At 69.1% G+C, this 17,821-nt stretch carries 15 protein-coding genes and 1 pseudogene; 12 read left to right on the top strand and 4 right to left on the bottom strand.

Annotated elements, in window-relative coordinates:
* Positions 1–233, top strand: a pseudogene (locus ABN034_RS31220) (carbohydrate ABC transporter permease); the annotation flags it as partial.
* Positions 234–288: 55 nt separating this feature from the next.
* Entirely contained in the window at positions 289–2,004 is a 1,716-nt protein-coding gene (locus ABN034_RS31215; RefSeq protein ID WP_349694563.1) for a DUF885 domain-containing protein, read from the top strand.
* Positions 2,005–2,169: 165 nt separating this feature from the next.
* Here ABN034_RS31215 and ABN034_RS31210 read toward each other — a convergent pair whose 3' ends face one another.
* Positions 2,170–3,114, bottom strand: a complete 945-nt coding sequence (locus ABN034_RS31210) for a U32 family peptidase (protein ID WP_349694562.1) — start codon at positions 3,112–3,114, stop codon at positions 2,170–2,172.
* A 277-nt stretch (positions 3,115–3,391) separates the two neighbouring features.
* Here ABN034_RS31210 and ABN034_RS31205 point away from each other — a divergent pair, with 277 nt between their 5' ends.
* From ABN034_RS31205 to ABN034_RS31190, 4 genes are all read left to right on the top strand, one after another.
* Complete coding sequence (locus ABN034_RS31205; RefSeq protein WP_349694561.1) at positions 3,392–4,156, top strand: IclR family transcriptional regulator; 765 nt, start codon at positions 3,392–3,394, stop codon at positions 4,154–4,156.
* 129 nt (positions 4,157–4,285) lie between these two features.
* On the top strand, positions 4,286–5,503 hold the full coding sequence (locus ABN034_RS31200) for a mandelate racemase/muconate lactonizing enzyme family protein (protein WP_349694560.1): 1,218 nt from the start codon (positions 4,286–4,288) through the stop codon (positions 5,501–5,503).
* 86 nt (positions 5,504–5,589) lie between these two features.
* A complete protein-coding gene (locus tag ABN034_RS31195; RefSeq protein ID WP_349694559.1) occupies positions 5,590–6,510 on the top strand; it encodes a fumarylacetoacetate hydrolase family protein in 921 nt (306 codons plus the stop codon).
* Complete coding sequence (locus ABN034_RS31190; protein WP_349694558.1) at positions 6,507–8,060, top strand: aldehyde dehydrogenase (NADP(+)); 1,554 nt, start codon at positions 6,507–6,509, stop codon at positions 8,058–8,060. Before ABN034_RS31195 ends, ABN034_RS31190 begins: the two co-directional genes overlap by 4 nt.
* 364 nt (positions 8,061–8,424) lie before the next feature.
* Here ABN034_RS31190 and ABN034_RS31185 read toward each other — a convergent pair whose 3' ends face one another.
* Positions 8,425–9,105: a TetR/AcrR family transcriptional regulator gene (locus ABN034_RS31185; RefSeq protein WP_349694557.1), complete on the bottom strand. Its 681-nt coding sequence runs from the start codon at positions 9,103–9,105 to the stop codon at positions 8,425–8,427.
* A gap of 79 nt (positions 9,106–9,184) precedes the next feature.
* On the opposite strand from ABN034_RS31185, the gene ABN034_RS31180 reads away from it, so the two are divergent.
* The 6 genes from ABN034_RS31180 to ABN034_RS31155 all read left to right on the top strand — a co-directional run bounded on the left by ABN034_RS31180 (position 9,185) and on the right by ABN034_RS31155 (position 14,947).
* Positions 9,185–10,060, top strand: coding sequence for an NAD(P)-dependent oxidoreductase (locus ABN034_RS31180; protein ID WP_349694556.1), 876 nt, complete (start codon positions 9,185–9,187; stop codon positions 10,058–10,060).
* A gap of 316 nt (positions 10,061–10,376) precedes the next feature.
* On the top strand, positions 10,377–11,471 hold the full coding sequence (locus ABN034_RS31175; RefSeq protein WP_349694555.1) for a LacI family DNA-binding transcriptional regulator: 1,095 nt from the start codon (positions 10,377–10,379) through the stop codon (positions 11,469–11,471).
* The gene (locus ABN034_RS31170; RefSeq protein WP_349694554.1) at positions 11,471–12,313 is read left to right on the top strand and encodes a sugar phosphate isomerase/epimerase family protein; all 843 of its coding nucleotides are present in this window, start codon (positions 11,471–11,473) and stop codon (positions 12,311–12,313) included. The genes ABN034_RS31175 and ABN034_RS31170 overlap by 1 nt, the downstream gene beginning before the upstream one ends.
* Positions 12,313–13,053 (top strand): SDR family oxidoreductase, encoded by a 741-nt coding sequence (locus ABN034_RS31165; RefSeq protein WP_349694553.1) that lies wholly within the window; start codon positions 12,313–12,315, stop codon positions 13,051–13,053. The genes ABN034_RS31170 and ABN034_RS31165 overlap by 1 nt, the downstream gene beginning before the upstream one ends.
* Positions 13,054–13,079: 26 nt before the next feature.
* Positions 13,080–14,090, top strand: a complete 1,011-nt coding sequence (locus ABN034_RS31160) for a hydroxyacid dehydrogenase (RefSeq protein ID WP_349694552.1) — start codon at positions 13,080–13,082, stop codon at positions 14,088–14,090.
* A 101-nt stretch (positions 14,091–14,191) separates the two neighbouring features.
* Entirely contained in the window at positions 14,192–14,947 is a 756-nt protein-coding gene (locus ABN034_RS31155; protein WP_349694551.1) for an SDR family NAD(P)-dependent oxidoreductase, read from the top strand.
* A 196-nt stretch (positions 14,948–15,143) separates the two neighbouring features.
* Here the strand turns inward: ABN034_RS31155 and ABN034_RS31150 are convergent, their stop codons facing one another.
* Positions 15,144–15,965: a FadR/GntR family transcriptional regulator gene (locus tag ABN034_RS31150; RefSeq protein WP_349694550.1), complete on the bottom strand. Its 822-nt coding sequence runs from the start codon at positions 15,963–15,965 to the stop codon at positions 15,144–15,146.
* 78 nt (positions 15,966–16,043) lie between these two features.
* Positions 16,044–17,543, bottom strand: coding sequence for an Nramp family divalent metal transporter (locus ABN034_RS31145; protein WP_349694549.1), 1,500 nt, complete (start codon positions 17,541–17,543; stop codon positions 16,044–16,046).
* Between the last annotated feature and the right edge of the window lie 278 nt (positions 17,544–17,821).

The following is a 17,821-nucleotide window of genomic DNA, read 5'->3' as shown; positions in this document are numbered from 1 at the left end:
TCTTCACGTTCATCGGGACCTGGAACGACTTCCTCAACCCGTTGCTCTATCTGAGCAGCGAGGAGAACTACACACTCGCGCTCGGCCTGGCGTCGTTCCAGAGCGTCTACACCGCGCAGTGGGGCTACCTGATGGCCGCATCCGCCGCGGTGATCGCACCCATCATCGCGCTGTTCTTCTTCCTCCAACGCTACTTCATCGAAGGCGTCACCCTCACCGGCATCAAAGGCTGAGGCTGTCGCCAAGGACCGGACGCCGGGATCAGAAGCCGACCGAAGGGCGAACCACGTGGGCGACACGCAGGCCGACGTTGCCGTGCAGGAACTGGATCGACTGGCGGAGGAGATGTTCCGAGGCCAGCTGGCGTGGTCACCGCTCTACGCCAGCCAGGTGGGCTATCCGGGATACTCCGGCCTGCTACCCGACCTCACGATGGCCGGTGAGGAACGGCGCCGAATCGAGCTGGAACGCCTTCACCAGCAGGCCTCCGCGGTCGCGGCCGACCTGCTCGACGCCGACCGCCGGATCACCCGTGAGGTGATGCTGCGGACGATCTCGGACGCTCTGGTGGGTCTCGCGGCCGCGGCGCCTGACTACACGGTGACTCCGTTACCACACACGGGTTCGGCGGCGACGGTGATGATCAGCCTCCCGAAGTCCACGCTGCGTACGGCCCAGGATGCAGACGGATATCTCGCCCGCTGCGCGAAGGTGTCGGCCTGGTTGGCTGCCGCGCAAGGGCGGCTTGACAACGGCCGCGCGGCTGGCCGGTTGCCCGTGCGCCGGTTGGTTCTCGCCGCGGTGGAGCAGGTCGAGGCCTATCTCGCGACGTCGCTCGCCGACGACCCGCTGACCAAGGTGGCGGCGCCGGCGGAGGGCGAACCGCCGGGATTTCGGGACCGGGTGGCGGCGGTCGTCGCCGAGCAGGTGCGGCCGGCGCTCGCGGACTACCGGCACCATCTGGTGGGCGAGGTCCTACCGACGTCGCGCTCGGACGAGGAGCCCGGGCTTGCGCACCTGCCGGACGGCGTCGCGCTCTACCAGCAACTGGCCGCGGGGCACACGACGACCGACCACAGCGTCGACGAACTCCACGAACTCGGCCTCTCGCTGGTCGCGGACCTGACCGAGGAGATGCGCGAACGCGGATCCCGCACGCTCGGCACGGCCGACTTCGCCGAGATCACTCACCGACTGCGTACGGACCCCGAGCTCTGCTTCGACAACGCCGAAGAGATGCTCGCCGAGGCGCGGGCGACGCTGGCGAGAGCCCAGGAGGCGTTGCCGCGTTGGCTGGGCAGGGTTCCTGAGGTGGGCTGCGAGGTTCTCGAGCAGTCGGTGTACGAAGCGGAGAACGGGAACCTGGGCTACTACCAGTGGCCGAGCATCGACGGCGCGCGGCCGGGTCGGTTCTGGCTCAACACGTACAAACCTGCGACGAGACCGCGGTTCGAACTGCAGGGGTTGACGTTCCACGAGTCGGTGCCGGGCCACCACACGCAGCTCGCGTTGCTGTGGGAGCTGCCGGACCTCTGCGACTTCCGCCGCCATGCCCGTGCGACCGCGTTCACCGAAGGGTGGGCGCTCTACACCGAACGGCTTGCCGACGAGATGGGCCTCTACACCGGCGATGTGGCGAAGCTGGGCATGGTGTCGTTCGACTTCTGGCGCGCCTGCCGGCTGGTCGTCGACACCGGGATGCACGCGCGCGGGTGGAGTCGGGATCGGGCGGTGCGGTTCATGATGGAGCACAGCGCCCTCACCCGAAAGAACGTCGAGAACGAGATCGACCGCTACATCGCCTGGCCGGGTCAGGCGCTCGGTTACATGGTGGGACGGCTGGAGATCGTGCGGTTGCGGGCGGAGGCCGAGCAGCGGCTTGGCGCGTCGTTCGACATCAGGGCCTTCCACGACGCGCTGTTGGGGCATGGCAACCTCCCCTTGACAGTGCTCGGCCGGGTCGCGGGCGAGTTCGCGGCGAGTCACGGCCCAGGATCCGCATGACCGTGATCATGAGGGTTTTCGGGGCCCATCTGCCGATTTTCCTTCATGATCACGGACGAACCGACGGACGAACCGACGGACGAACCGACGGACGAAGCGACGGGGCGAGCCGACGGCGCGAGCAGGCTGGAGTGTGGCGGCGCGAGGGTGGCTACCGGGCCGGGGTCAGGTCGTACGCCTGACCGGGAGGGCAAGTCCGGCGGCGCCGGGCTTGGACGTGGGCTCGTCGACGCCGTACCGCTCCAGCAGGTCCAGCCCGAGCCGGGCCCGGCGTACCCGTTCCCGGGTCAGCGCGACGGTCGTCGCCTCGAGATGCGTACCAGCCGGGTAGACGTCCGGTGCGTTGCGCAAGCCGAACTTGACATAGACCGGCGCCGCGACCTCGATGAGCGCGGGCAGTTCGTGGTGGCGTACGTATCCACCGAGGTTGTCCGGCGCCTCGACGTAGACATCGAGCGGGACGTCCACGGCCGCCCGGATCGCCGCGATCTGAGCAAGGCTCAGGTCGGTCGCGACGTTGAGCGTGTCCGCGCCGAGGTCCTCCAGGACACGGGCGTTCGCGGCGTTGGTGATCGGCAGCATCACCGAGACCTTCGCCTGCATCTCGGCCGGCAGGTCACCGGCCGCGCGCAGCTTCCCGAACGCCGCCAACACGCCCAGGTCGGAGATCAGCACGCTGCGGATGCCGTGCTCGGCAGCCCGGAGGATGTCGTCGAGGACGGCGGCCACCTGGTCCTGGCCGTGTGCGGTCGCGGCGAACCCGCCGCCCGCGGCCGACCGGGCAGTCGCCGAGACACCCCAGCCCGCGCAGGGCCGGGCGAACAGGCTGACCTCCACACCCGCCGCGTCGGCCTGCTCGACCATGGTGTCGAGTTCGACGTCGGTCAGCAGGAAGACGCCGGTGCCCTGGGAGATCCGGCGGACCGGCACCTTCAACCGCTCCGCCTCTTCCAGCGCCGCCGCGAGGCAGCGTGGGCCTTCGGTGCTCGGGATCTCGACGCGGTACCGAACCCCGTCGGGGAACCGCTTGTCCGAAGCCGGAAGCTCCCCGAGGTCGCGGGGAGGGAGATCGAGCTTCTCCAGCAGTTGGGTTCCGCGCGTGCGAACCACGACAATTCCACCCTCCGATCGTTCGGGACCCGAGTGTTCAGGACCCGATTCTCCAGTGACCCGACTGTTCAGGACTTGAGTGTCCAGGACCCGAGTGTCCAGGACTTGAGTGTCTGGTTGCCATTGTCGATGGCGATCGTGCGAAAGCCGTCGTACGGTAGCCGTCGCCCGCATGTCCGGTATCTCGAACGCCATTCGTATACTCGGACATCGTGTGCAGGCGGAGCCAGTCGCGTCAAGCGTTCCCCGCTCACGGGAACTGAAGGAGCGCCGAGCTATGGGCCGATCCGTCCCCGCGGTCATGCGGGCACTGGACATCCTCGAGCTGTTCGGCACGGCCGAGGATCTGTCCATCCCGGAGATCCACGCCCGGCTCGACCTGCCGCGTACGTCGGTCCACGAACTCGTCGGCACCCTGGTCGAACGTTCCTACCTCACCCCGGTGCCGGGCCAGCCGCACCGGTTCCGCCTGGGGGTGGGTGTGTTCCACCTCGGCGCGACGTACGCCGAAAGGCTCGACCTTGCCCGCGAGGGCCAGGTGGCGGCGACGGAGGTGGCGGTGGCGTGCGACGAGACCGTCCACGTCGCGGTCCTCGACGGCCGGCACGTGATCTATGTTGCCAAGGCCGACTGCACCCATCCGGTACGCATGGTGTCCGCGGTCGGCCGGCGCCTACCCGCCCACTGCACCGCCGTCGGCCTCATGCTGCTGGCCCGACTCGACTCCAGCCGGCTCGACGAGCTGTACCCGATCGGCGACAGCCTGCCCGCCCTGACCAAGCGGAGCATCACCTCGGCCACGCAGCTGCGTACCCGGCTCACGGAGATCCGCGGCTGCGGGATCGCCGAGGAGTACTGCGAGTCGAACGAGGCCGTCGCCTGCGTCGCCGCGCCGGTGACCGACCGCGCCGGCACCACCGTCGCGGCCATCAGCATCTCGGTCCCGACCGTGCGGTGGACGCCGGAGCGCAAGGACGGCCTCGGCCGGCTGGTCAGCGACGGCGCAGCGGCGCTCTCCGCCCGGCTGGGTCACGTCGGCTAGCCTCGAACCCCTCGGCAAAACCGGTCAGACCACCAGGTGCCAACCAACTGCGGCGCACGAACGATGGCGTACGAACGATCACGTACGAACGATGGCGTGGGCAACGAACCACGGCGAGGAGGCGGTAGCGTGCGGATCACGGCGGTGGAAACGCTGAGACCCTCCATCCAGCCCAATGTCTGTCTGCTCCAACTCCACACAGACGTTGGCCAGACCGGCATCGGCGAGGCGTTCTTCGCCGCGAGCGCGGTCGAGGCCTACCTCCACGACACGGTGGCCCCGGTGATCCTCGGCACCGACGATCTGCTGCCCCAGCAGGCTGCCACCCGGCTCGCGCCGTACACCGGCTACCAGGGCGGCGGCGTGGAGACCCGCGCGATCGGGGCCGTGGACCTCGCTCTGTGGGACCTGCTCGGTAAGCGCGCCGGTCTGCCGGTCGCGGACCTCCTCGGCGGCGCGGTCCGGCCCGAGCTGCGGGTCTACAACACCTGCGCCGGCCCCGGCTACGTACGCACCTCCACCCGGCAGGAGATGGACAACTGGGGAATCGGCGCCGGGCCAGGCGCGGCAGCGGGCCGGCAGTACGAAGACCTCGACGCCTTCCTGAACCGACCAGGCGAACTGGCGAAGGACCTCCGCGCGGACGGCGTCACCGCGATGAAGGTGTGGCCGTTCGACTCCTACGCCGAACGCAGTAACGGCACCGCGATCACCGAGGCCGAACTCGCGCGGGGGCTCTCGGTGCTCGACCAGATCCGTTCGGCCGGCGCCCCGGACATGGACGTCATGGTCGAGTTGCACGGCCTCTGGAACCGCCCCTGCGCCGAACGCATCTGCGCCGCGCTCGCGCCCTACCGCCCGCTCTGGGTCGAGGATCCGATCCGCCCGGACGCGGTGGATGCCCTCGCCGCCCTGCGCCGCGCCGTCGACGTGCCGATCGCCACCGGAGAGACCGTCACCGGCCGGCGCGGGTTCCTCCCGCTGCTCCAGCAGGGCGCGATCGACGTCGTCACCGTCGACATAGGTTGGACCGGTGGGATCACCGAGGCACGCAAGGTCGCGACCCTCGCCGACACGTTCGGAGTACCGGTGGCGCCGCACGACTGCACCGGGCCGGTGGCGTTTGCCGCCTGCTGTCACGTGGTACTCAGCCAGCCGAACGGCATGATCCAGGAGACGGTCCGCGCCTTCCTGCGGACGTGGTACGCCGAACTGGTCGAAGGCTTGCCGGAGGTGGCCGACGGCGTGGTCAGGTTGGGTTCCGAACCCGGTCTCGGCGTACGACTGGTCGAAAATCTCGCTGGTCGGCCCGGGGTGTCGCGTCGGGTGACCGGTTTGGAAGACTGAACGCCGACCGCCATACATCAGATGACTGCCCTCAGATGACTGCGTGAGGCCCGTGGCTTTGTGCGGCCCGCCGAAGGAGGCACCTCGTGGAGATCGTCCGTTACGCCGACCGGTCCGATCGCGCCGTCCGGGTGGGTGTGCGCCATGCGGGGCGGATCTCGCCCGTCGCGGGAGTGAGCCAGGTCGCGGAGCTGCTTCGGCTTCCGTACAAGGAGGTTCGCGGGCTGGTCGAGGCCGCCGCGGGCACGGGCGACGGCGTCCTCGACGAGGCCGACGTCCTCCTGCTCCCGCCCGTCGACGGGCGTACGGAGGTGTGGGCGTCCGGTGTGACCTACGAACGCTCCAAGGACGCCCGCGTCGAGGAGAGCAGCGAGAAGACGGTCTATGAGAAGGTCTACGACGCGCAGCGGCCGGAGCTGTTCTTCAAGGCCCTACCCTGGCGGGTCGTCACCGATGGTGAGCCGATCGGCATCCGGGCCGATTCCGGACTCGACGTGCCGGAGCCTGAGCTGGGCCTCGTCTCCAACACCTTCGGCGAGATCGTCGGCTACGTCGTGTGCAACGACGTCAGCTCCCGCGTCATCGAGGGCGAGAACCCGCTCTACCTCCCCCAGGCGAAGGTGTACGCCGGGAGTTGCGCGCTCTCGACCGGCATCCGGCCGGCGTGGGAAATCCCCGACGCCACCGCCCTGGACGTCGCGCTGACGGTGCACCGTGACGGCGCGCCGGTCTGGCGGGGCGAGACGTCGACCGCGCGGATGAAGCGGACGCTCGACGAGTTGGTTGCCTACGTCCTCGCCGGTGACGCGTTCCCGGACGGGTTCTTCCTCGCCACCGGGACCGGCGTGATCCCGGAGATGTCGTTCACGTTGGCCGGCGGCGATGTCGTGGAGATCGCGATCGCCGATGTCGGCGTACTCTCCAATCCTGTCGTGGTCGGCAAGGAGCCGCTGTCGTGGCTCGTCGACGCATTGACCGATCCGTTTGCCCGGGAGGCTGTCCGATGACCGTGCCCGCATCAGCTGTGCCCACCCCGACTGAGCCCACGTCGGCTCCGCCACCGCCGACCCGAGTCGCCAACCCGACGAGCGTGCCGCACACCGAACCCGCGGAGCTCGAGGCGATCCTCGCCGCAGCGGCGGCCGCTGCTGGACCGCTCGCCGCGCTCGCGCCCGCCGCGCGCGCACGCCTGCTGCGGGCTGTGGCCGATGCCCTCGACGCCGCGGCCGACGAGCTCGTGCCACTGGCGATGGAGGAGTCCCACCTGCTGGAGGCGCGGCTGCGCGGAGAGTTGGTGCGTACGACCTTCCAACTGCGACTCTTCGGCGAGGTCCTCGAAGAAGGGTCGTACCTCGAGGCGACGATCGACCCGGCCGACCCGGACTGGGGCATGGGCCCAAGGCCGGACCTGCGCCGGATGTTGGTGCCGCTGGGTCCCGTGGTGGTCTACGCGGCGAGCAACTTCCCGTTCGCGTTCAGTGTGGCGGGTGGCGACACGGCATCGGCGCTCGCGGCCGGGTGTCCGGTCATCCTCAAGGCGCACTCGGGGCATCCCGCGCTGTCGCAGCGTACGGGCGAGATCGTGGCGCAGGCGCTTGCCTGCGCTGGCGCGCCGGACGGCGCGTTTGCCGTGGTCGTGGGGTACGAACGCGGGATCGAGGCGCTGCAGGACCAGCGGGTGAAGGCGGGCTCGTTCACCGGTTCCATCCCTGCCGGGCGGGCGCTTTTCGACATCGCGTCGGGGCGGCCGGAGCCGATTCCGTTCTACGGCGAGCTGGGCAGCCTCAACCCGGTGTTCGTCACGCCGGGTGCGGCGAAGGCGCGTGGTGAGGAGATCGCGACGGGCTTCGCCGGGTCGTTCACCCTTGGGGTGGGGCAGTTCTGCACCAAGCCGGGATTGTTGTTCGTACCCGCGGGGCACGGGCTCGACGAGCAGATCGCCGTCGCCGCCCGCGAGGTAGGAGCCGCCGAGCTGCTGAACAAGCGGATCGCGGAGGGGTACGCCGAGGGCATCACCAGGCTGACCGGCGCACCGGGCATCTCGGTCCTCGTCGAGGGGGCCGCCGTCGATGGGCTCGTCGTCGCGCCGACCGTGGTGAAGACCACTGTGCCGGCGCTGCTCGAGCACGCCGACGCACTGCTGGAGGAGTGCTTCGGACCGGCGTCGCTGGTCGTGGAGTACGAAGACGTCGAACAGCTTGCCGACGCGGCCGCCGCGTTCAGCGGCAACCTCACGGCGACCGTGCACGCCGAGGAGTCCGAGGCCGACCAGGTGGCGCCGCTCCTCTCGCTGCTGCGGGACCGGGCCGGACGCCTGCTGTGGAACGGCTGGCCGACCGGAGTGTCGGTGACCTACGCCATGCAGCACGGTGGTCCGTGGCCCGCCACCACGTCGTCGATCCACACGTCGGTGGGGACGACCGCGATCCGGCGGTTCCTACGTCCGGTGAGCTACCAGGGGATGCCGGAGGCGCTGCTGCCCGAAGTACTCCGCGACAAGAACGTGCTCGGCATCCCGCGCCGTGTCAACGGCACCTTGACGACCGACGACGTGTAGTGCCCGCGGGTCAGGCGCCAGTGCCAGTGGGCCGGCCACCCGTGACCCGGCCACCCGTGATCCGGCCACCCGTGACCCGGCCACCCGTGATCCGGCCACCCGTGATCCGGCCACCCGTGATCATGACCCCGTGACCGGCGCCCGTGGGCGGCCACCCGTGATCATGATCTCGGTCATGAAGATTTTCGGGGTCCATGTGTCGGATCGCGTTCATGGTCCCGGATCGCTTCATGATCTCTGCAGTGATCATGAAGGGGCAGGGGGATGTGAAGGCGAACGGGGCTCTACGTACGTAGAACATTCATGATCACGATCATGATCACCGGGCGGAGGCCCTGACCGGCAGCCGGCACGGGCACTCGGCCTACTGGTGGGCGGCATGGGTGCGTGGGGTGCCGGCGAGTCGTCGACTGTGTTCGACGAGAGCCGGGTAGTCGGTGGCGATGCCGCGAAGCAGCGACTCCACGGCGCGTTCGACGTCGGCTTCGCCGATCGGCGCGTGGCCGAACAACGCGCGGTAGTGGACGAGCGAACCCAGCATGTCGACGACGAGACCGGTGTCGAGGTCGTCGCGAAGGTCACCGCGCGCCACCGCCTTGTCGAGCATCTGGAACACCGCGTGGCGCGGAGGTTCGAACAGCGTCGTCAGCAGTGCCTGGCGCAGCTCCGGCTTCGACGCACATTCGGCGAGGAGCGGTCCGAGCACGTGCGGACGGATCTGGCGGAACGCCGCGACGAAGACATTGATCCCCTCGTTGAGGTCGCACAACGTGCATCCGGTGTCCGGGGCTCGCACCTCCTCGAAGCCCATCGCGAGGGCGGCGGTCACCAGGTGCTGGCGCGTCGGCCAGCGCCGGTAGATCGCGGGCTTGGTCGTGCCCGCCCGGCGGGCGACCTCCTCGAGGGTGAGGCTGGTGTAGCCCGAGTCCTGGAGAAGCGTCCGCGTCGTCCGGAGCACCGCGGCGTCGATCTGGGTGTCGCGGGGGCGGCCCGCCGGCGTCCGCGGCTCTCGCCGGGTGCCCGAGGGACGGCTTCCTGACTGCATGACAGTGAGTGTAGTCACCTCTGTTACGATCCGTACCGTAACGTAAGTTCCCCAGCAGCTCCCCCTGAGGAGGACTCGCATGAACCATCCACCGGTGACCGTGCTCGGGCTCGGCGCGATGGGGAGCGCCCTCGCCGCCGCTCTGCTACGCGGCGGGCATCCGACCACCGTCTGGAACCGCACCGCCGGCAGGGCCGACCCGCTGGTCGCGCGCGGAGCCGTCGCGGCGCCTACCGCCGCCGCGGCCGCTGCGGCCAGCTCGCTCGTCCTTCTGAGCGTCACGGACTACGACGCGAGCGAGGCGGTTCTCGACGCGATCGGCGCGGCTGCGGGCGGGTGTGCGCTGCTGAACTTCAGTACGGGTACACCGGACGAGGCGCGCGCCATGGCCACGCGGGCGGCGAAGGTCGGGCTGGACTACCTCGACGGCGTGATCCAGGCCGGGCCCAGCCAGATCGGAACGCCCGCGGCCACCATGTTCTATGCCGGAGCCGAACGAACCTTCGCGGAGTACGCCGCGACGCTTGCCGAACTCGGTACGCCCACCCACGTCGGCACTGACCTTGGTCAGGCGTGCCGGTGGGACCTCGCGCTCCTCGGTCTGTGGTACGAGACCGAGGCGGCCTGTCTCAACGCACTCGCCCTCGTGGGGGCGCCCGACACCGACCCGGAGACCTTCGTTCCGTTCGTACGCCGGCAACTCGGCTACGTCGTCGACGCCCTTCCCGACGTGGCGAAGGAGATCCGCGAACGCCGGTACCCCGTGGGTCCCGCGACCCTCACCGAGCACGCTCGAGTGCTCGACCAGTTGGTGCGGGTCAGGCGGGCCGATGGGCTGGAAACCAGCCACGTCGCGTTCCTTCGTGACTCCGTGCAACGGCTGGTGGCGCGCGGTGGTGGAGACGACGGCTTCACCAGGGTCATCGAGGAGGTCGCGGACTCGGCACGCCGCTGAACCGGCGTACGTGGAGGGCGGACCACCTGCTTCGCTCGCACTCTTCCCCGGGCGCGGGAGGCGAACCGATCCGGACTCGCGGTCGTACCAGGTCGCCAGATCGAGGCCGTCGAACGGGATCGAGGGGCCGCTGAACCTGCGCGCGTGGCGGACGGACCGGCTGCTTCGCGCTGCCTTTCCAGTTCCGGACTCTCGCTGGGGAAACCGGGTGGTGCATCGTTACATTGGTGCATCGATACACCACTTCTGAAGGGCGGGTGGCATGCCGCGCGGACGTACGCCCACACGCGTCTCCGCCCCGGCCACCCGTCCTTCCGTGTCCACTCAACGCGTCTCCGCGTCCGGCGGCGCCAGTGTCACCATCCGCGACGTCGCCTCGGCCGCGAAGGTCTCGCCGAGCACGGTGTCCAACCTCCTCAACGGCCGTGACGCCCGGATGCACCCGCGGACGAGGGAACGGGTTGCGCGCGCGATCAACGAGCTCGGATACCGGCCCAGCCGGGTCGCCCGTCAGTTGCGTACCGGCCGTGCCCAGGTCATCGGCCTCGTCGTACCGTCGGTGGCCAACCCGTTCTGGGGGAGTTTCGCGCGGACCGTGGAGGCCGAGGCGCTCCGCGACCAGCACCAGGTCCTGCTCTGCAACAGCGAACGCGATCCCGCCCGCGAACACGGCTACATCGAGGAACTCTGGGCAGGCGGCGTCCGGTCTGTCATCCTCGGGACGTCCCTCCCCTCCCTGGACCACCTGCGCCCGTTCACCGAGCGAGGTTTGCGCCTGGTGGCGTTCGACCGCGAGCGCCAGGCCGGCGATCCGCCAGGCCTCGTCAGCGTCAGCGTGGACAACCATCGCGGAGGCTACCTCGCCACCCAGCATCTGCTGGATCTCGGCCATCGCCGGATCGGCTTCATCTCAGGAGCGATCGCCACGGTGAGCCGGGGGCGTCGACTCGCCGGGTATCGCGCCGCGCTCGCCGACGCCAGGGTCCGCTACCGGAGGCAACTCGTATGGTCCAACCCGGGCAAGGGATTCGGTGACGGTGAGAGCGCCGAACTCGGCCGACAGGGGCTGACAGCCCTCCTTCGGTTGGCAGAGCCGCCCACCGCGGTCGTCACGATCAACGACATGTACGCGATCGGCGCCTGCGCGGCGGCCCGCGACGCCGGCCTCGCGGTCCCGGGACGAGGACGCGGCATCTCGATCGTGGGCTTCGATGACATCACCATCGCAGAGCTGTACAACCCACCCCTTTCGACGATCCGGCAGCCGTTGGCGGACATGGCGCGCTTCGCGCTCGACGCCATTCGTACCCAGGCCGGCGACGGCCCGGAGTCGACGGTGATGGCCCCACAACTGGTAGCGCGCGCGTCCACCGCGAGACGAAGCGCTCGAGAAGAGAAGAAGGTGCCTTGATGCGGACGGTGCTGTTCACCAAGTTGTTCCAGAGCCGAAGAGTCGATGAGATCGCAGCGACAACGGCGGAGTTGGGTTTCGACGGGATCGACCTGCTCGTCCGGCCGGGCGCGACCGTCGATCCTGCCGAGGCCCGCGACATCCCGGCGGCCGTCCAACGCCTGGAAAGCGAAGGGCTTTCGGTGCCGATGGCGACCACCGACCTCACCGATCCCGAGCGCTTCCCGGCTGATGCGGTGCTGGGCGCGTGCGCCGACGCGGGCGTCGGCCTGATCCGGCTGGGTTACTGGGCGTACAAACCGACGATCAGGCCGTACGCCGACACCGTGGCCGAAGCCCGTCAGCACCTTGCCCGGTTGGACGCGCTGGCCGCGCATCATGGCGTACGCCTCGCGATCCAGCTCCACGGTGGGACGATCCACGCGTCCGGAGCGCTGACGCGAGTCCTGCTCGAGGGTCACCCGCCCGAGCGGCTCTGCGCCTACCCCGATCCCGGCAACCAGGTGGTGCAGGATGGACGGGAGGACTGGCGGATGACGCTGGAGATTCTCCAAACCTGGTTGGCGTGTGTCGGCGTCAAGAACGGTGGCTGGTTCCCCGCGGCAACCACGGGCACCGGGCAGCGGGAGTGGAGTTCGGACTGGTTCGGACTCGCCGACGGCATGGTGCCCTGGGCCGAGATCCTGCCGCACCTGCAGGCGATCGGGTTCGACGGCGAGCTGTCGCTGCACAGTCACTACGAACTGCCCTACGACCAGGTGATCGACCAGACGCGTACCGATCTCCGCTATGTCAAGCGCCTCTTGACGGCGGTGCCCGATGTCGTCGAGGTGAGTGTGTGATGGGGGTGGGAGCCGACGCCTCGCTGGCGGGCAAGGTCGTCATGGTGGCTGGCGCGAGCAGTGGCATGGGTCGGGCCGCGGCGGTCGCGGCGGCCGCGGAGGGCGCCAGTGTCGTCCTCTTCGCGCGGCGCGCGGATTCCCTTGCGGAGCTGGAGAAGACGATCACCGCCGAGGGTGGCTCCGCCATCGCGTACGCCGGTGACGCCACGGACCGGCAGGCGGTCGAAGCAGCGGTCGGTGCGGGCGTCGAGGCGTACGGACGGATCGATGTTCTCGTCAACAGTGTGGGCACCAACATCAGGAACCGCGCTCTCACGAAGCTCACGCCCGAAGGCTGGCGGGAGCTGATGAGTGCCAACCTCGATGCGGCGTTCGTGCTCACGCAGGCGGTGCTTCCGGTCTTCCGCCAGCAGGGCGACGGACTGCTGGTGCACATCACTTCCTCGGCGGCCCGAAAGCCGGATCTCTCCGGGGTGGGATACCAAGCCAGTAAGGCGGGAGTCACCGCGCTCGCGCACGCGACGATGGAGGAGGAACGCGCCAACGGGATCCGCGTGTCGGTGCTCTTCCCAGGATTCACCGACACGCCCATGGTCGAGCGCCGACCGACGCCGCCAACGGCGGAGATGTTGGCGAACGCACTGCAACCCGACGATGTGGCCCGGATGTGCCTCGCAGTGATGTCGTTGCCCGCCCGGGCGCACGTGCCCGAGCTGGTGCTCTATCCCACCCGTTCCTGAGAACCGAGCAGTCCTTGGAGGACGACATGACGCGCGAGACACCTTCAGGTGTGGCGGTTCTGCTCACGGCGGCCACCAGGTCGATGGTGCTCACGACCGAGACGGAGCGCCGACTCGACGCGCTCGGAAACGTGCGATGGGCCGACGGTTCGCCGGACGCCTGGGACCTTCCGGAGCTGCTGGACGGAGTGGTCGCGTGCCTGACCGGCTGGGGCACGCCACGCCTGGGTGACGACATCCTCACGAAGTGCCCCGACCTCGCCCTCGTCGCGCACTCCGCCGGAAGCATCCGCAACCTCCTTCCCCAGGAGGCGGTCGGCACCCGGGTGACGGTCTGTCAGGCAGCCGCGTTGATTGCCGACTCCGTTGCCGAGTTCGTGATCGCCCAGATCCTCGCCTGGCTCCGCGAACTCCACCTGCTCGACGCCGGACTACGCGAGGGAGCCGGCTGGAGCGACCTGCGGCACCGCCACCCCGGCCGGCTGCTGGGCGCGCAGACCGTCGGTGTGGTCGGCGCGAGCCGGACCGGACGGGCGGTGATCCGGCTGCTGAAGGCGTTCGGATCGTCCGTTCTCGTGAGCGATCCCTTGCTGGACGCGGACGAGGCGAGCACGCTCGGCGTCGCGCAAGTCGACCTTGACACCCTCCTCGCCCGTAGTGACATCGTGACCCTGCACGTGCCCCTGCTACCGTCGACCCGCAATCTGCTCGGGGCGCGCGAGCTCGGCGGTCTCCGTGACGGTGCCCTCCTGGTCAACAGCGCCCGCGGTGGACTGATCGATCCCGGCGCCCTGCAGGCGGAACTGCGGACAGGGCGGATCCGGGCGGCGCTCGACGTGTTCCCGGCCGAACCGTTGGAGGTCGACAGCGAGTGGCGGGAGATGCCGCACACGATCAGATCCCCGCACAGCGCCGGCCACACGCTCGACTCACACCGCCGGCAGGGTGAGGCGATGGTGTCCGAGATCGAACGGTTCCTGCGTCAGGAACACTTGCACTACGCCGTCGCCGCCGGACAGGTGGACATCCTCGCCTGAGATGCGTGCAGCCGTTGGGCAGGCCAGACGTAGCACCACCCAGACGTAGCACGACCCAGGCGTAGGAAGACCCAGACCGTAGGAAGACAAAGGGAGTACGCATGCAGATCGACCTGAGCGGCAAGGCCGCCCTCGTCACCGGCGGAGCCGTCGGGATCGGCCGGGGAGTCGCCCTCGCGCTCGCCCAGGCCGGCGCCGACGTCGCGCTCACCTACCGCAGCCATGACGGCACACCGGTGGCGGCGGAGATCGCCGCGCTGGGCCGGCGTTCTGCTGCGTACGCACTGGATGCGGCGGACAGCGCGGCGGTCGACGCAGTGGTCGACCAGGCCGCGGGCGCGCTCGGCGGGCCGATCAGCATTCTCGTCAACAACGCCGGGGGCCTGCTCGGTCGGCAGCCGATCGCCGACATGTCCGACGAACACTGGCACAAGGTGATCGACGTCAACCTGTTCAGCGCATTCTGCTGTACGCGCGCGGTGCTGCGGTCGATGCCGGACGGCGGCCGGATCATCAACATCTCCTCGGTCGCCGGCCGCAACGGCGGCGGCCGGGGGGCGGTCGCCTACGCCGCCGCCAAAGCGGGGATGCACGGGCTCACCCGCGGGCTCGCCAAGGAGGTCGGCCCGCGCGGAATCACCGTCAACGCGGTCGCGCCCGGCCTCATCCTCGACACGCCTTTCCACGAGGAGTTCACCCCACCGAACGAACAGCAGGCGACGATCGACGGTACGCCGTTGCGGCGGGCGGGCTTCCCCGCCGACTGCGCCGGGGCGGTGCTGTATCTCGCCTCTGACCTCGGCTCGTTCTGCACGGGTTCGGTCATCGACCTCAACGGCGGTACGTACTTCAGCTGATCAGGACCTCCCGCCCGAACCGGTGATCATGATCGTGATCATGAAGAGAAGTAGGACCTATTGCCCTGTTACGCTTCACAATCCGGTTTACCTTCATGATCACGGGGCTGACCAGGCCGGCAATCATGAAGGCAAACCGGATGGTGAAGGGGGACGGGGCTGTGTGTGCGCAGGGCTTTCAGGATCACGATCATGATCACGGGGCCGCTGGCCCTGGCGCAGGTCCGGGGGCTGTCACCAGCGCCGCATGGCGGCGTGCCACATCCTCGAGTATCCCCTCCAGCGACGCGGACGGGCCGAGCATCCGTTGCAACTCCCGCTGGGCCACCTGGTCGACGCTGGCCTCGAAGTCCTTGCCGTAAAGCCGTCTCGCCACCTCGAGGTGTTCCTGCATCGCCTCGGCCGCCCGATCGGGCTCGCGGTCGACGATTGCCTGCAGGACGTTCTCGTGCAGCGGTACGCCGGCCTGGTGTACCTGCCGGTCGGACAAACTCCGCAGCATCAACTCGAACGTCAGGCTGGTAATGGACGCGTACATCGTCTCGATCACGGTGTTGTGACTCGCCCGCACGACGAGCGCGTGGAACGCCAGGTCGAGCCGGGCCTGCTCCAGCACGTGTCCGGCCCGCTCGAAGTCGTCGAGGCAGCGCCGCATCGCCGCGATCTCCACGTCGGTCGCGTTGCTGGCGGCGAGCCGGGCGGCATAGGTCTCCAGCATCAGCCGCGCTTCGGTGAGTTCGCGAATGGTGGCGTTACGCCGGCGGTACGACGTGTCGAGCGACCGCGCGCCGTCGCTGGACCGGGCCTCCCGGACGTACGTGCCACGTGACGGAAGGATGTCCACGAACCCGCGTTCGGCGAGGCTCCGCAGCACCTCGCGCACGATCGGCCGCGACACGCCGAACCGCTCGGCCAGGCTGCGTTCCGGCGGCAGCTTCGCACCCGACGGGATCCGCCCGGCGAGAATCTCCTCGAGGAGATACGCCGACAGGCTGTCGCGGGAGTGGGGCGGGCTCACCTTGCGTACACACGTCCTTCGTCAGGCACCAAGGGCAAGCCCTCGATGGCGGCGAGCCCGAACCCACCCGAAACTCCACTATTCGAACAGCTGCGAGCCCTGCTGGATGATGGTGATGATGCCAAGTGTCCCGTAGAACACCACCGCCAGGGCGATGACGACCGTACGGAACGTCTTGATCCTGATCGCCGGCGGCAGCGCCCGCTTGTTCATGAGAATCAGCAGGACGCCGTAGATCGCCATCATCACTCCGGCCACACAGGACGAGATGACCAGCAGCACCAGCGGCTGGTCCAGGCCGGCCAGCAGCACCAGGCAGCCGAACGCCACGAGCCCCCACACCAGCCAGAAGTAGACCCGGCTCTCCGAGACACCCGACCCGCGCAGGTAGACCGTCGCCACCAGGTCGGCTGCCAGCCGGCTGGTGTAGTCGATGATCCCCATCGCCCCGGCGAACAGGGCGTACGCACCGATGACCCAGAAGAAGTAGCCGAACCATGGTCCGACGCTCTCCTTCAGCGCGTTGCCCTCCACCTGCAGGAAGGCGATGTCGTCGGGCAGGCCCTCGCGCCCGAACACCGTCGAGAACGCCAGCATCGACATGAACCCGATCGTGAACGCGGTGATGAGTACGAACGTCGCCGCCTGCTCGAGGTTGGCGAACCGCCACCAGGCGCGCCACCGGGTGAGGTTGTCGCCGACCGGCGCGAAGACGTAGCCGGTCGACGGCGCCGCCTCCTCCTGGCCGGTCACCGGGCTCACGAGGCGTGGGACGTACGCACCCATGCCGAACCGCTTGTCCCGGATCCAGTTGCTCTGGCAGAGGTTCTGCCCGCCACCGGCACCCGCGTACGCGATCGCCCCCAGCATCAGCGCGAACTGCAGGTCGGGGAACTGCCCGATGTGCGTGACCGCCTGGCCGAGGTTGCGCCAGGCGTCGCCGGTGATGGCGAAGATGATCGCCACCAGGATGAAGACGCCGATCGCCGCGACCTTCACGACGATGACGCGTTCGAGTGCGGTGTAGACCACCGGTGCCAGCGTGAGGACCGCGCCGCAGATCAGCAGGATCGCGATCGCGATGGCCGTGACGTTGCCACCGAAGATGTACGACACGAGGGTCGCCGAACTCGTGGCCCATCCCGGCCACATGTTCGCGAAGTACGTCATCACCGCGAAGACCAGTCCCCAGTGCTTCCACAGCCGGCTGAAACCGGTCAACGCAGTCTCGCCGGTCGCCAGTGTGTAGCGCTCGATCTCCATGTTGAGGAACCACTGCGTCATCACGCCGATGACCGCGCCCCAGAGGAAGACGAGCCCTACCTGTGAAGCGATGTAGGGCCACAGGATGAACTCACCGGACGCCAGGCCGACGCCCGCGCCCACCAGCCCGGGTCCGATGATGCGCCAGGTGTCGGTCGGTGCCGCCGGCAGGTCGCGGACCTCTACCCCTGGCAGATGGCGGGTGGAGAGGGTCGGCGTGTACGTACCACCGCCGAGCGGTGCGTCCCCGCTCGAAGTGCCAGGTGGGCCGCTGCTCGGCGGTCCGGGATCGGTCGAACCGTGCTCGCTCGCCATGGTGCGTCGTCCCTTCTTTGCCGTCAAAAAGCGCCGATACATGGACGAAACGCTCAGCCCACCAGTGAAGTGGCCTTCACCTGTCGAGGTCAAGGCACCCCGGATGCCGCCCCCGCTCCCGGGTGGATCGGGCGTCCGATCGCGACCGGCGGTCCCCTTTACCCCGCACGTCACGACTTAGACTCAGGACTCGGCGCGGAAGCGCGAGGACTCAGGGCTCGGCGCGGAAGCGCGCGCCTGGAGCTTCGGCGTACGGCCGGACCGGTGGGATCGACGAC

The organism is Actinopolymorpha sp. B11F2 (assembly GCF_040195635.1).
In the GTDB taxonomy this organism is placed as follows: domain Bacteria; phylum Actinomycetota; class Actinomycetes; order Propionibacteriales; family Actinopolymorphaceae; genus Thermasporomyces.
The sequence above is the reverse complement of the archived record's forward strand: the minus strand, read 5'-3'. Positions and strand labels throughout refer to the sequence as shown.

Excerpts from the sequence above, each read along its gene's own strand:
- ABN034_RS31205 (WP_349694561.1), top strand. The coding sequence starts at position 3,392 with ATGGGCCGATCCGTCCCCGCGGTCATGCGGGCACTGGACATCCTCGAG.
- ABN034_RS31190 (WP_349694558.1), top strand. The coding sequence starts at position 6,507 with ATGACCGTGCCCGCATCAGCTGTGCCCACCCCGACTGAGCCCACGTCG.
- ABN034_RS31185 (WP_349694557.1), bottom strand. The coding sequence starts at position 9,105 with ATGCAGTCAGGAAGCCGTCCCTCGGGCACCCGGCGAGAGCCGCGGACG.
- ABN034_RS31180 (WP_349694556.1), top strand. The coding sequence starts at position 9,185 with ATGAACCATCCACCGGTGACCGTGCTCGGGCTCGGCGCGATGGGGAGC.
- ABN034_RS31170 (WP_349694554.1), top strand. The coding sequence starts at position 11,471 with ATGCGGACGGTGCTGTTCACCAAGTTGTTCCAGAGCCGAAGAGTCGAT.
- ABN034_RS31165 (WP_349694553.1), top strand. The coding sequence starts at position 12,313 with ATGGGGGTGGGAGCCGACGCCTCGCTGGCGGGCAAGGTCGTCATGGTG.
- ABN034_RS31160 (WP_349694552.1), top strand. The coding sequence starts at position 13,080 with ATGACGCGCGAGACACCTTCAGGTGTGGCGGTTCTGCTCACGGCGGCC.
- ABN034_RS31155 (WP_349694551.1), top strand. The coding sequence starts at position 14,192 with ATGCAGATCGACCTGAGCGGCAAGGCCGCCCTCGTCACCGGCGGAGCC.
- ABN034_RS31145 (WP_349694549.1), bottom strand. The coding sequence starts at position 17,543 with ATGGCGAGCGAGCACGGTTCGACCGATCCCGGACCGCCGAGCAGCGGC.